The sequence below is a fragment of the Pseudomonas sp. LBUM1655 genome (assembly GCF_059716085.1).
In genome coordinates, this window is the sequence record NZ_CP166801.1 from 306,115 (window position 1) to 318,159 (window position 12,045).

Here is a 12,045-nt window from a genome sequence, read left to right on the forward strand (position 1 = left end):
TGAAGGTGAGGACGAGGGCTAACTTCAATCTGTAGTGCATGGTCACTCCTTTGAAATGTTTGCGCGCATCAGCCGTCCGGGCGTGATACGGAGGTGGAGCGGGCACGCTATCGCGATGTCGGCAAACACCGCGATAAACAAATCGTGGCGTTTGTTTCAGCCAGTGGCCAGGCCTCCGGGGCTGTATCATCTCGTATCGATTTGCCCCCCGACCTTTTCTCGACTCGCTGCGATCGCCCGCTAGGCTTTTGGCATGGCAGCAGTCAATGGAGTGACAGCGAATGCACAACACCCTGGAACAGGTTTTTGGTTATCCACAGTTTCGCCCCGGACAAGAGACCGCGATCAGCGCGGTGCTGGCCGGGCGCTCGGCAGCGGCGATTTTCCCCACGGGTTCTGGCAAGTCTCTTTGCTATCAGTTACCGGCGCTGATGCTGCCGAATCTGACGCTGGTGGTCTCGCCGTTGCTCGCATTGATGCAGGATCAACTGGCGTTTCTGCAACGCCACGGCATTTCGGCGGGCAGCATCGATTCGGCGCAGAGCCGCGATGACGCCAATGACGTGATGGCCCGCGCCCGTTCGGGCGAATTGAAGATTCTGATGATCTCCGTGGAGCGCCTGAAAAACGAGCGCTTCCGCAACTTTTTGCAGCAGGTGCCGATCTCGTTGCTGGTGGTGGACGAGGCGCACTGCATCTCGGAGTGGGGGCACAATTTCCGCCCCGATTACCTCAAGCTGCCGGACTACCAAAAGCAGTTCAACATCCCGCAAACCCTGCTGTTGACGGCTACGGCAACGCCAAAAGTCATCGCCGACATGCAGGCCAAATTTGCCATTGCCGCCGAGGATGTCGTGACGACCGGTTTCTATCGGCCCAATCTCAATCTGCTGGTGGAACCGGTGCGCGGGCAGGACAAGCGGCGGCGTCTGGTGGACTGGATGGCCGAGCGTCCGGGCCAGCCAAGCATCGTCTATGTGACCTTGCAGAAAACCGCCGAGCACATCGCCGAACACCTTGAGCGCAACGGCATTCAGGCCGAGGCCTATCACGCCGGTTTGCCCCACGATAAACGCGAAGCCATCCAGAAACGCTTCATGGCCGGTCAGTCCAATTGCATCGTCGCTACCATCGCTTTCGGCATGGGCATCGACAAGAGCGACATACGCAATGTGGTGCATTTCGACCTGCCCAAATCCATCGAAAACTACAGTCAGGAAATCGGCCGCGCCGGGCGTGACGGGCAGCCGTCGGACTGCCTGGTGCTGGCCAACCGTGACAGTCTCAATGTGCTGGAAAACTTCGTTTACGGCGACACCCCGGAGCGCGACGGCATTCGCTATGTGCTCGATGAACTGAAGGCCTCGGAACCGGAAGGGCAGTGGGAGTTTCTGCTCGGACCGCTGGCGGATCAGAGCAACATCCGCGCGTTGCCGCTGAAGACCTTGCTCGTGCAATTGGAGCTGCGTGGCTTGATTGCCCCGCGCTACGCGTATTACGCCGAATACCGCTTCAAATACTTGCTGGAGCCTGAGGCGCTGCTTGAGCGTTTCGAGGGCGAACGTCGGGAGTTTGTCGCGGCGCTTATCCAGACGTCGACCCGTGCGCGTACCTGGGCCACGGTGAATTTCGAGGCGATGTATTCGCAGTATTCGGCTGAGCGTAATCGGGTGGTGAAGGCGCTGGATTATTTCCAGGAGAAGGGCTGGGTCGAGCTTGAGAGCAAGCAGATGACCGAGGTCTACAGCCTGCTGCAAAGCGATTTTGACAGCGACGTGTTGAGCGGTGAGTTACACGATTACTTCACCCGCCATGAGCAGACGGAAGTCGCGCGGATTCACGCGATGCTCGATGTGTTCGCCACTGAACGCTGTTTGGGTTATCGGCTGGCGGAGTACTTCGGTGATCACGATGCGCCTGAGCGCTGCGGGCATTGTTCGGTGTGTCATGGGCATGTCGCTCGACTGCCAGCGCCACCGGAGTTGCCAGCGCTTGTGGATAAAAATTTTGCCGCGCTGTGCAGTGACTTTATCCACAGGCATGAGCAGCACACGGGCAATGCACCGACGTCGGAACGGCTGACGCGGTTTTTGTGCGGGATCAGTGTGCCGCTGTTTACCAAGCTCAAGGCGCGAGCGATTTCCGGTTATGCGACGTTGGAGGAGTATCCGTATGCCGAAGTGCGGGGTTGGGTTCAAGCACATCTCTGAGGCTGCATCCATCCGCTGAATGTCGATCATCACGGTAATAAACTTCAAAAACCGTCGTTGGCTGACTATGGTGAGACCAGTCTTTGGATCGCCAACAAGAGAACAACATGAGCCAGACATTCGATATTCAGCAGGCGGCGGTGATCGGTGCGGGCACCATGGGGCGTGGCATTGTCATGTGCCTGGCCAATGCCGGCGTGACGGTGCAATGGGTGGATAACAATCCACAGATGCTTGAGCAGGCGCTCGCAACCGTTGCCGATACTTATGCACATAACGTGCGTCAGGGGCGGATCGATCAGGCCGAGGCTGATGCGCGTCTCGCGCGGGTCAGCGCGGCGGCCGATTACACGGCGATCCGCAATGTCGATCTGGTGATCGAGGCGGTCTACGAAAACCTTGAGCTCAAGCAGAAGATCTTTCGCGAACTGGATGGCTTGCTCAAGCCTGAGGCTCTATTGGCGAGTAATACGTCGGCGCTGGATATCGATGCGATTGCTGCCGCAACCAAACGACCTGAGCAAGTGCTGGGCCTGCATTTTTTCAGCCCGGCGCACATCATGAAGCTGCTGGAAATCGTTCGCGGCGCGCAGACTTCGCCGGCAGCACTGGAAGCTGCGTTGGTGCTGGGCAAGCGTATGGGCAAGGTCAGTGTGGTCTCCGGCAACTGTCACGGTTTTATCGGCAACCGCATGCTGCATCCGTATGTGCTGGAGGCGCGCAAGATGCTGCTTGAAGGCGCTTATCCACAGCAGGTTGATGCGGCGGTGCAGGGCTTCGGTTTTGCGATGGGACCGTTCCGCATGTACGACGTGGTCGGTATCGATCTGGAGTGGCGTGCGCGTGAGCTGGCCGGCAAAGGCCAGGACGCGCCGGAGGTTCAGGTGGATAACCGCTTGTGCGAGATGGGTCGGTTTGGGCAGAAGTCCGGCAATGGTTACTACCACTATGAGCCGGGCAGTCGTCAGGCTGAGCATGATCCTGAGGTTGATGCGCTGGTATTGCAGGTCAGCGAAAGTCTGGGCTTTCAGCGTCGTGAGATCGGCCCGGAAGAGATTCTTGAGCGTTGTCTGCTGGCGCTGGTCAACGAGGGCGCGAAGATTCTGCAGGAAGGCATTGCCGAGTCGGCCCATGACATCGATCTGGTGTATCTGAATGGCTATGGCTTCCCGGCGGACAAGGGCGGGCCGATGGCCTGGGCGGATCAGCAGGGGCTCGCGGATATTCATCAGCGCTTGTTGGCGCTGGAGACGCGGCAGGGCGATCAGTGGAAACCGGCGCGGTTGATTGGTGAGTTGGCGGCGCAGGGGAAGGGGTTTGCTGACCGTTGAATGATGTGGCGCCTGTGCCGGCGCCTTCGCGGGCAAGCCCGCTCCCACAGGTATAGTGGGCGTTCTCACGGTCAGCGTGAGAACGCCCAATACGAGAACTACGCATGAACCAACGCTCTGACTACCCGCATTTCCAGCCAATCACCACGCGCTGGCACGACAACGACGCCTACGGTCACGTCAACAACGTCACCTATTACAGCTTCTTCGACACGGCCGTTAATACCTACCTGATTCAGGTTGGCGGGCTGGATATCCATGACGGAGAGGTGGTGGGTTTTGTGGTCAGTTCGGCGTGCGATTACTTCGCCTCGATCGCTTTCCCTGATCTGATCGAGATCGGTTTGCGGGTCGGCAAGTTGGGCAACAGTTCGGTGCAGTATGAACTGGCGGTATTCAAGGTCGGCGAAAGCGAAGCGTGTGCCGCCGGGCGTTTCGTGCACGTGTTTGTCGATCGGGCGAGCAATCAGCCAGTGCCGATTCCTGCCGGGTTACGCGGGGCGCTGGAAAGATTGGTGGTGTGAAAAAAGTAAAAAAAATCGCAGCCCTAGGGCTGCGATTTTTGCTTTACCGGCCAACGAGGTGTTTAGGCCTCAGTCGCGATACTTGTGATGTTTGCGGTGGCCATAAGCGTGGCCGCGACCCGGGTGACGGTCGCGATAGTAGCGACGGTCATCGTGACGGCGATCATAGCGACGATCATCGTCATCGCTTTTGTTGCCCATGTAGTTACCCAGCGCGCCACCGGCGCCGCCACCTGCTGCGGAGCCGATCAGGCTGCCGGTGGTGCCGCCCATGCTGCGGCCAACCACGTTACCGCCGGCCGCGCCCAACGCACCGCCAATGGCGGCTTCGCCACGGCTGCGTTTGTCTGCGCCTACCGCACTACCACCCGCGCCGCCCAGGGCTGCGCCGATGGTGGAACCTGTATTGCCGCCTAACGACTGACCGACGACCGAGCCAAGAACCCCGCCCAATGCGCCGCCCACACCTGCTTCGGTGGTGCCGCCGGCGGAAGCAAAACCACTGACCAGGCCAAGGGACAACAAGAGAATCGAGGAGAACTTCATAGATGAGCCTCAAAGGGATGACGGCGCCGATCCTGAGGCTGTGTAACAAGCGTGACAATCGAAATCCGACGAATAGCACGACTTGTATACAAAAGCGTAAGTTACTGTTTTATGGGCGGAACTTAAGCGATTTTCGCCGGTCTTTAGCTACTTCGGACAGGCCGTTTTTGTGAAAAAGCGGCCTTTTTTGTGGGCGATGGAAACGCAAAAAACAAGCGTTGATCGTAACCATGCTATGCGTGGTTACGCATCCTTGGACGCTCCGCGTCTGCTATTGGGACGCGGAGCGTCCCGGTCTGCGTTCCCACGCAGAGCGTGGGAACGATCAAAAGAAAAAAGATCGCAGCCTTTAAGCGGACTTGGCCATGATCAACCCGGTCTCGCTTGCCGCTTCCAACCGGATCGCAATGAACTTGGATGTCGGCGTATGGCTACCATCCCCAGTGCTTTCCAGCGGCACCAGCGGGTTCACTTCCGGGTAATAAGCAGCAGCTTGTCCAGCCGGAATATCAAACGCCAACAGCGTGAAGCCCTTCACCCGACGCTCACGACCATCGTCCCAGATCGAAACGATGTCAGCCTTCTGCCCCGGCCGAAAGCCCAGGCGAATAATGTCGGCTTCGTTGACGAACAACACATCACGCTGACCTTTCACCCCGCGATAACGGTCGTCGAGGCCGTAAATCGTGGTGTTGTACTGATCGTGGGAGCGCATCGATTGCAGGATCAGATCCGGCAACTGTCCGGTCGCGCGGGTGCGTTCGTGTACCAGATCCTTCGGCAGCAGGTTCGGGCGGAAATTGGCGCGGCCCGATGGCGTGTTCCACTTACGTGCGCCGGCGCTGTTGCCGAGGTAGAAGCCGCCCGGATTTTTGACCTTCTCGTTGAACTCCTTGAAGCCGGGAATGGTGTCGGCGATCAGCTCGCGGATACGCCCGTAATCGGCCACCAGCCAGTTCCAGTCCACCGGTTTGCTGCCCAGGGTCGCGGCGGCGATGCCGGCGATGATCGACGGTTCCGAGCGCATCTGATTCGACAGCGGCTGCAACTGGCCGTTGGAGGCGTGGACCATGCTGAACGAGTCTTCCACGGTGACGGCTTGCGGGCCTTCAGTCTGGATGTCGATGTCGGTACGGCCCAGGCAAGGCAGGATCAACGCGTCTTTACCGTGAGCCAGATGGCTGCGGTTGAGTTTGGTGCTGATCTGCACGGTCAGGTCGCAATTGCTCAGCGCCGCGAACGTGCGCGGGCTGTCTGGCGTGGCCTGGGCGAAGTTGCCGCCCAGCCCGATAAAGACTTTGGCGCGGCCCTCGGCCATCGCATGGATTGCCTCGACCACGTTGTGGCCGTTTTCACGCGGCACCTTGAACTGGAAGCGACGCTCAAGCGAATCAAGAAACGCCACCGGCGGACGTTCATTGATGCCCATCGTGCGGTCGCCCTGCACGTTACTGTGGCCGCGCACCGGGCACAGGCCCGCGCCCGGCTTGCCGATGTTGCCGCGCAGCAACATCAGGTTGGCGATTTCCTGAATGGTCGGCACCGAATGGCGATGCTGGGTGATGCCCATGGCCCAGCACATGATCACGTTCTTGCCTTTGGCGTACATGCGCGCCGCTTGCTCGATTTCCACCAGGGTCAGGCCGGATTGCTCGACGATCTGCTCCCATGACGTGTCGTCGACAACGCCGAGGTACTCCAGCACATTGGCGCTGTGGGCGTTGAGGAAGTCGTGGTCGAACACGGCCGGGGCGCCAGCCTTCTGCGCATCGCGTTCCCATTGCAGCAGGAACTTGGCCATGCCGCGCAGCACTGCCATGTCGCCGCCCAGTGCCGGGCGGAAATACGCGGTGTTGGTCGGCTTGTCGCCGTTGGTGAGCATTTCGATCGGGTGTTGCGGGTGCTGGAAGCGTTCCAGACCGCGTTCTTTCAGCGGGTTGATGCACACCACCTGAGCGCCACGTTTCACTGCTTCGCGCAGCGGTTCGAGCATTCGCGGGTGGTTGGTGCCCGGGTTCTGGCCCCAGACGAAAATTGCGTCGGCGTGTTCGAAATCGTCGAAAGTCACGGTGCCTTTACCGACGCCGACACTTTGCGCCAACGCCACACCGCTGGCTTCGTGGCACATGTTCGAGCAGTCAGGGAAATTGTTGGTGCCGAAGGCGCGCACGAACAGCTGATACAGATACGCCGCTTCGTTGCTGGCGCGACCCGAGGTGTAGAACTCGGCCAGATCCGGGCTCGGCAGACTTTGCAGATGTTTGGCGATCAGGGCGTACGCGTCGTCCCAAGCGATCGGTTTGTAACGATCGGTCTCGGCGTCGTAGACCATCGGCTCGGTCAGGCGGCCCTGATACTCAAGCCAGTAATCGCTCTGCTCCAGCAGCGAAGTCACGCTGTGTTTGGCGAAGAATTTGGCATCCACCCGGCGCTTGGTCGCTTCCCAGTTCACCGCTTTGGCGCCGTTCTCGCAGAATTTGACCATGCCGCTTTCCGGCGAATCGCCCCAGGCGCAACCCGGGCAGTCGAAGCCGCCGTTCTGGTTGGTCTTGAGCATCATGCGCAGGTTTTTCAGCGCGTTGTCGCTGGTCAACCAGGCCTGGGCCACACTGATCAGGGCACCCCAGCCGCCGGCTGCACCTTTGTAAGGCTTGTAGCGCGGGACAGGTTTCTGGTCGGCTTGATGATGTTGGCTCACGCTTGATTCTCCATCGCGGGGCTATACACCCGCGGCGCACTTTTCTGCGGCAGGTGGATGAGATTGAGGTTGTGTCGACGGGCCCATTGCACGGCAAGGCCCGTGGGGGCGGACAGGCTGACCAGGGTCTGGATGCCGGCGCGCAAAACTTTCTGGATCAATTCGAGGCTGCAACGGCTGGTGACAATCGCCAGTCCGCCTTCTGTGGATATCTTCTGGCGGATCAGCCCGCCGATCAGCTTGTCGAGGGCGTTGTGCCGGCCGATGTCTTCGCGCCCGAGCAGCAGTTCACCGTTGGCGTTCATGAACACCGCCGCATGCACCGCACCGCAGTGCTGGCCGAGCGGCTGGAACGCGCCGATGCGCTGGCGCAAACCGTCGAGCCATGCAAGCGGTGGCAACGGCGCGCCGGCCAACACTTTGAGATCGGGCAGCGCTTGTTCCACCGCTTCGACGCCGCACAAGCCGCAACCACTGGTGCCGGCCAACTGGCGACGTTGTTGCTTGAGGTTCCAGAAGGCACGGTTGGCGATGGTCACTTGCGCGTATTGCGCCGAGCCTGCGCCAGTCAGTTGCAGGTCATAGATATCGGTAGCGTCTTCGATGATGCCGCTGCCGAGGCTGAAACCGACGATGAAGTCTTCCAGGTCCGTCGGCGTCACCAGCATGACCGCTTGACTGATGCCGTTGTAGGCGATCGCCAACGCGACTTCCTCGGCCAGCGCGGTGCTGGCCGATTCCTCGAGGGGCAAATCGCTGTAACTGTAGGTCTGGCTGGCGGCGGGCGCGGGCGTTTCAAGTGCAGGCGCCGCGCAGGCTGGGCGCTTGGCGTTCATGGCATCACCGACGGATTGATCAACGCTAAGACTAGGCGCGGCAAGATGTCGCGTCTAATCGCTAATGTCGATCTTCCGATAGATGCCGTCGATCAAGACTCGCCTGGTGATTTTTGATACAGCGCAAAACAGGCTTCGGCCAGCGCCGAACGCGGGGCACCACGGCGCATGATCAGGCCCAGCGACGCGAGGGTTTGAGCATTCTCGATCGGTTGCAGGCGCAGGTGATCGGTAAGCTTTTCGAGGCCTCCGTCGAGCGGCATGATCGCGCAGCAAAAGCCGTTGTGTACGGCTTGTAACAATTGATGCACAGCGTCGGTTTGCAGCAACGGCTGCGGCGTCAGGTTACGGCTGTGGAAGTTGTGGTCGATGGACTGGCGAAAATGCATGCCGCTGGTCAGCATGCCCAACGGCAGTTCGATCAACGATTCCCAGCTTAACGGCGCCTCGCCAAAAGTGAACGAGCGCTGGTCGTAGAGCAGGCCCATGCGGGTTTCGCTTAAAGCCAGGGCTTCGAAGCGTTCGTTATCCAGACGATCCAGATAAGACACGCCAAGGTCGATGCGATTGTTCGCCAGATGCTCGAGGATCTGCTCGGAACTGAGCGCCGACAGTTCGAAACGCAGATCCGGGTGCGCGGCGTGCAGGCGTTGCATCAGCGGCAACGGATCGAAGCTCGACAGCGGCACCACGCCCAAGCGCAGCGTGCCGATCAGGTTGCCGCGACACGCCGCCGCTTCCGCCTGCAAACCGTCATAAGCCGCCAACACCGTGCGCGCCCACGCCAGCACCCGTTCGCCCGGCGCGGTGAAGCCTTCGAAACGCTGGCCACGGTTGACCAGCGGCAGGTCGAGCTCTTCTTCAAGGCTACGCAGGCGCATCGACAGGGTCGGCTGGGTGATATGGCAGCGCGCGGCGGCTTGGCCGAAGTGGCGGGTTTCGTCGAGGGCGATGAGGAATTTCAGCTGCTTGATGTCCATCTTCGCTCCGAAGGGTGGCGGCGGGGGTGGGTGATTCTACCGCTTGGGGGGCGGCAGGGTCATTGGTCGGCTTGGAACCGGGTTTGTCATTGGTGGTCTAGGCTTGAGCGACGAACCTATATTTCATGGAGAGAACACGATGAGCCTTTTCAGCTTTTTGAAAGAAGCCGGTGAAAAAATCATTGATGCGCTGACGCCGGAGAAGGCCGAGGCCAATGGTGCGGCGCTTACCAAACACGTGCAGGCCGCGCTGACGGGCATCGACACGTCGAAGATCCAGGTCAAGGTTGAAGGCGAGAAAGTCATTGCTACGGGTGAAGCGGCCACCCAAGAGGAAAAAGAAAAAATTCTGCTGGCGTTGGGTAACGTGACCGGCGTCAGTAGTGTAGATGATCAAATCACCGTGACCGGCGGTGGCAAGACTGAGCCGAAATTTGTCACGGTCGAGAAGGGCGACACGCTGAGCGCAATTTCCAAACGCGTGTATGGCGATGCCAACAAGTACAACAAGATTTTCGAGGCGAACAAGCCTCAGCTCAAACACCCGGACAAGATCTATCCGGGGCAGGTACTGCGTATCCCTGAGTAATCTGCAAGATCCTGTGGTGAGGGGATTTATCCCCGACCGGCTGCGCAGCAGGCGCAAAAAAACCAGGGCCGCTGCGCTGCCCATCGGGGATGAATCCCCTCGCCACAATGGATCTTCATAAACCGGAAATGAGGTCGCGGTAATCCTCGACCGCTGCAAACTCCGCAGTATCTTTCGGCCCTTTGCGGCTGTCCGGTTCTTTGACCGCCAACAAGTGCGCCACACCGAAATCCCGCGCGCTGCGCAGGATCGGCAAGGTGTCGTCGATGAACAGACTGCGCGCCGGATCAAAACCGATATCCGTCTGCAAGGCATCCCAGAACTGCGGGTTCTCCTTGGGGTAACCGTAATCGTGCGAACTGATCAACCGCTCGAAGTACGGCGCCAGTTCAATCCGCTCCAGCTTCAACGACAGCGAATCACGGTGCGCGTTGGTGATCATTATCACCCGTTTGCCGGCCCGGTTTATTGCCGCCAGAAAGGTATCGGCATCCGGGCGCAGGGCGATCAGGTGCGCGGTTTCCTGCTTCAATTCACGCACTGACAACTTCAGCTCCGCGCTCCAGAAATCCAGGCAATACCACTGCAATTGACCGGCATGGCGCTCGAACAGCGGCTGCAATTCCATCTCGGCCATGGCCCGGCTGATCCCGTGGAGATCGGCGTAACGTTGGGGCAGATGTTCCAGCCAGAAATGGTTATCGAAGTGCAGATCCAGCAACGTGCCGTCCATGTCCAGCAGAACGGTATCGATGTCGGACCAGGGTAATGAAGGCATGGCAACGTCTCGAACGGTGAAAAGATATCCGACGTAAACAATCGGGAAAGCCGCGTTATAGTAGCGCGTTCACGCCAAGGAGCTTTGCATGCGCCAGAAACCCACTGTACTTGCCCGCGAAATCGTCGCCACCAGCCGCCTGTTTTGCGTCGAAGAACTGAAGCTGCGTTTTTCCAACGGCGTGGAGCGCACTTACGAGCGGCTGGTCGGCAAGGGGGCGGGATACGGCGCGGTGATGATCGTGGCGATGCTCGATGCCGAGCACGCGGTGCTGGTCGAGGAATACTGCGGCGGCACTGACGAATACGAGTTGTCCTTGCCTAAAGGTTTGATCGAGCCGGGCGAAGATGTGTTGGCGGCGGCCGAGCGTGAACTCAAGGAAGAGGCGGGTTTCGGCGCGCGGCAACTGGAACATCTGACCGAGCTGTCGCTGTCGCCCGGTTACATGAGCCAGAAGATTCAGGTGGTGCTGGCCACCGATCTGTACGAGGAACGTCTGGAGGGCGATGAGCCCGAGCCGATGCGGGTCGACAAGGTCAATCTGCGGGAATTGTCGGCGCTGGCGCTGAATCCGCAGTTTTCCGAAGGGCGCGCCTTGGCGGCGCTTTATTTGACCCGCGACCTGCTGAGCCAGCGCGGTTTTTTCAGTTATGAGTGAGCGTTTGATGAATTTCCCGCACCCGTTGATGGCGCCAGTGATCGAGCTGGCATTGCAGGCAGGCGAAGCGATTTTGCCGTTCTGGCGCGCAGGCGTTGAAGTCACGGCCAAGTCCGATGATTCGCCGGTGACCGCTGCGGACCTGGCCGCGCATCACCTGATCGTTGCGGGTCTGACGGCGCTGGATCCGAGCATTCCGGTGCTGTCCGAAGAGGACGCCGATATCCCGCAAAGCGTGCGCGCCGGCTGGCAGCGCTGGTGGCTGGTGGATCCGCTGGACGGTACCAAGGAGTTCATCAGTGGCAGTGAGGAGTTCACCGTCAACATCGCCCTGATCGAAAACGGCCGGGTGGTGTTTGGTGTGGTGTCGATGCCGACCAACGGTCGTTATTACGTCGGTGGTAACGGGTTGGGCGCGTGGCGCTGGGACAAGGGCGGCACACCGGTTTCGATTCAGGTGCGCGACGTGCCGGCGCCGGGTGAGGCGTTTACGGTGGTGGCCAGTCGTCGGCATTCCAGTCCTGAGCAGGAGCGCTTGCTCGCAGGACTCAGCGCCAGTCTGGGTGAGCTGCAACTGGCCAATATCGGCAGTTCGTTGAAGTTCTGCCTGCTGGCTGAAGGTGCGGCGGATTGTTATCCGCGACTGGCACCGACTTCGCAGTGGGACACGGCGGCGGCGCAGGGTGTGCTGGAAGGCGCGGGCGGTGAGGTGCTGGATTTGCGCGGTGACGCGTTCTGCTATCCGGCGCGGGAATCGTTGCTGAACGAGTTCTTTTTGGCGCTGCCGGCGAAGGCAGCGTGGCGAGCGAGGTTGTTGGAGTTGGCCCGCGGTTAAGATCAAAAGATCGCAGCCTGCGGCAGCTACATGGATAAACCTGTAGGAACTGCCGCAGGC

11 protein-coding genes are annotated in these 12,045 nt (G+C 59.9%); 6 read left to right on the forward strand and 5 right to left on the reverse strand.

Annotated elements, in window-relative coordinates:
* Positions 1 to 281: 281 nt before the first annotated feature.
* From ACA074_RS01360 to ACA074_RS01370, 3 genes are all read left to right on the forward strand, one after another.
* Complete coding sequence (locus ACA074_RS01360) at positions 282 to 2,210, forward strand: RecQ family ATP-dependent DNA helicase (protein ID WP_497678304.1); 1,929 nt, start codon at positions 282 to 284, stop codon at positions 2,208 to 2,210.
* Between the two features lie 107 nt (positions 2,211 to 2,317).
* On the forward strand, positions 2,318 to 3,541 hold the full coding sequence (locus ACA074_RS01365) for a 3-hydroxyacyl-CoA dehydrogenase (protein WP_497678305.1): 1,224 nt from the start codon (positions 2,318 to 2,320) through the stop codon (positions 3,539 to 3,541).
* Positions 3,542 to 3,645: 104 nt separating this feature from the next.
* Complete coding sequence (locus ACA074_RS01370; RefSeq protein WP_231990980.1) at positions 3,646 to 4,065, forward strand: acyl-CoA thioesterase; 420 nt, start codon at positions 3,646 to 3,648, stop codon at positions 4,063 to 4,065.
* Between the two features lie 69 nt (positions 4,066 to 4,134).
* Here ACA074_RS01370 and ACA074_RS01375 read toward each other — a convergent pair whose 3' ends face one another.
* From ACA074_RS01375 to ACA074_RS01390, 4 genes are all read right to left on the reverse strand, one after another.
* On the reverse strand, positions 4,135 to 4,611 hold the full coding sequence (locus tag ACA074_RS01375) for a glycine zipper domain-containing protein (RefSeq protein ID WP_095190584.1): 477 nt from the start codon (positions 4,609 to 4,611) through the stop codon (positions 4,135 to 4,137).
* Positions 4,612 to 4,960: 349 nt separating this feature from the next.
* Complete coding sequence (locus ACA074_RS01380) at positions 4,961 to 7,309, reverse strand: FdhF/YdeP family oxidoreductase (protein WP_187679418.1); 2,349 nt, start codon at positions 7,307 to 7,309, stop codon at positions 4,961 to 4,963.
* Positions 7,306 to 8,145 (reverse strand): formate dehydrogenase accessory sulfurtransferase FdhD, encoded by an 840-nt coding sequence (gene fdhD / locus ACA074_RS01385; RefSeq protein WP_497678306.1) that lies wholly within the window; start codon positions 8,143 to 8,145, stop codon positions 7,306 to 7,308. The genes ACA074_RS01380 and fdhD overlap by 4 nt, the downstream gene beginning before the upstream one ends.
* 92 nt (positions 8,146 to 8,237) lie before the next feature.
* Positions 8,238 to 9,125 (reverse strand): LysR family transcriptional regulator, encoded by an 888-nt coding sequence (locus ACA074_RS01390; RefSeq protein WP_187679420.1) that lies wholly within the window; start codon positions 9,123 to 9,125, stop codon positions 8,238 to 8,240.
* Between the two features lie 139 nt (positions 9,126 to 9,264).
* Here ACA074_RS01390 and lysM point away from each other — a divergent pair, with 139 nt between their 5' ends.
* Positions 9,265 to 9,714 (forward strand): peptidoglycan-binding protein LysM, encoded by a 450-nt coding sequence (gene lysM / locus ACA074_RS01395; RefSeq protein WP_497615988.1) that lies wholly within the window; start codon positions 9,265 to 9,267, stop codon positions 9,712 to 9,714.
* Positions 9,715 to 9,829: 115 nt separating this feature from the next.
* Here lysM and yrfG read toward each other — a convergent pair whose 3' ends face one another.
* Entirely contained in the window at positions 9,830 to 10,492 is a 663-nt protein-coding gene (gene yrfG, locus ACA074_RS01400) for a GMP/IMP nucleotidase (RefSeq protein ID WP_497678307.1), read from the reverse strand.
* 88 nt (positions 10,493 to 10,580) lie between these two features.
* On the opposite strand from yrfG, the gene nudE reads away from it, so the two are divergent.
* Positions 10,581 to 11,150 carry an ADP compounds hydrolase NudE gene (gene nudE / locus ACA074_RS01405; RefSeq protein WP_497678308.1) on the forward strand — a complete coding sequence of 190 codons (570 nt, stop codon included), beginning with the start codon at positions 10,581 to 10,583 and terminating at the stop codon, positions 11,148 to 11,150.
* A gap of 7 nt (positions 11,151 to 11,157) precedes the next feature.
* Positions 11,158 to 11,985: a 3'(2'),5'-bisphosphate nucleotidase CysQ gene (gene cysQ, locus ACA074_RS01410; protein WP_497678309.1), complete on the forward strand. Its 828-nt coding sequence runs from the start codon at positions 11,158 to 11,160 to the stop codon at positions 11,983 to 11,985.
* Positions 11,986 to 12,045 lie beyond the last annotated feature (60 nt).

Bases quoted from the DNA above. Each gene is read 5' to 3' on its own strand.
- yrfG (WP_497678307.1), bottom strand. From the start codon at position 10,492: ATGCCTTCATTACCCTGGTCCGACATCGATACCGTTCTGCTGGACATG.
- ACA074_RS01360 (WP_497678304.1), top strand. From the start codon at position 282: ATGCACAACACCCTGGAACAGGTTTTTGGTTATCCACAGTTTCGCCCC.
- ACA074_RS01370 (WP_231990980.1), top strand. From the start codon at position 3,646: ATGAACCAACGCTCTGACTACCCGCATTTCCAGCCAATCACCACGCGC.
- ACA074_RS01365 (WP_497678305.1), top strand. From the start codon at position 2,318: ATGAGCCAGACATTCGATATTCAGCAGGCGGCGGTGATCGGTGCGGGC.
- nudE (WP_497678308.1), top strand. From the start codon at position 10,581: ATGCGCCAGAAACCCACTGTACTTGCCCGCGAAATCGTCGCCACCAGC.
- cysQ (WP_497678309.1), top strand. From the start codon at position 11,158: ATGAATTTCCCGCACCCGTTGATGGCGCCAGTGATCGAGCTGGCATTG.
- lysM (WP_497615988.1), top strand. From the start codon at position 9,265: ATGAGCCTTTTCAGCTTTTTGAAAGAAGCCGGTGAAAAAATCATTGAT.
- ACA074_RS01375 (WP_095190584.1), bottom strand. From the start codon at position 4,611: ATGAAGTTCTCCTCGATTCTCTTGTTGTCCCTTGGCCTGGTCAGTGGT.
- fdhD (WP_497678306.1), bottom strand. From the start codon at position 8,145: ATGAACGCCAAGCGCCCAGCCTGCGCGGCGCCTGCACTTGAAACGCCC.
- ACA074_RS01390 (WP_187679420.1), bottom strand. From the start codon at position 9,125: ATGGACATCAAGCAGCTGAAATTCCTCATCGCCCTCGACGAAACCCGC.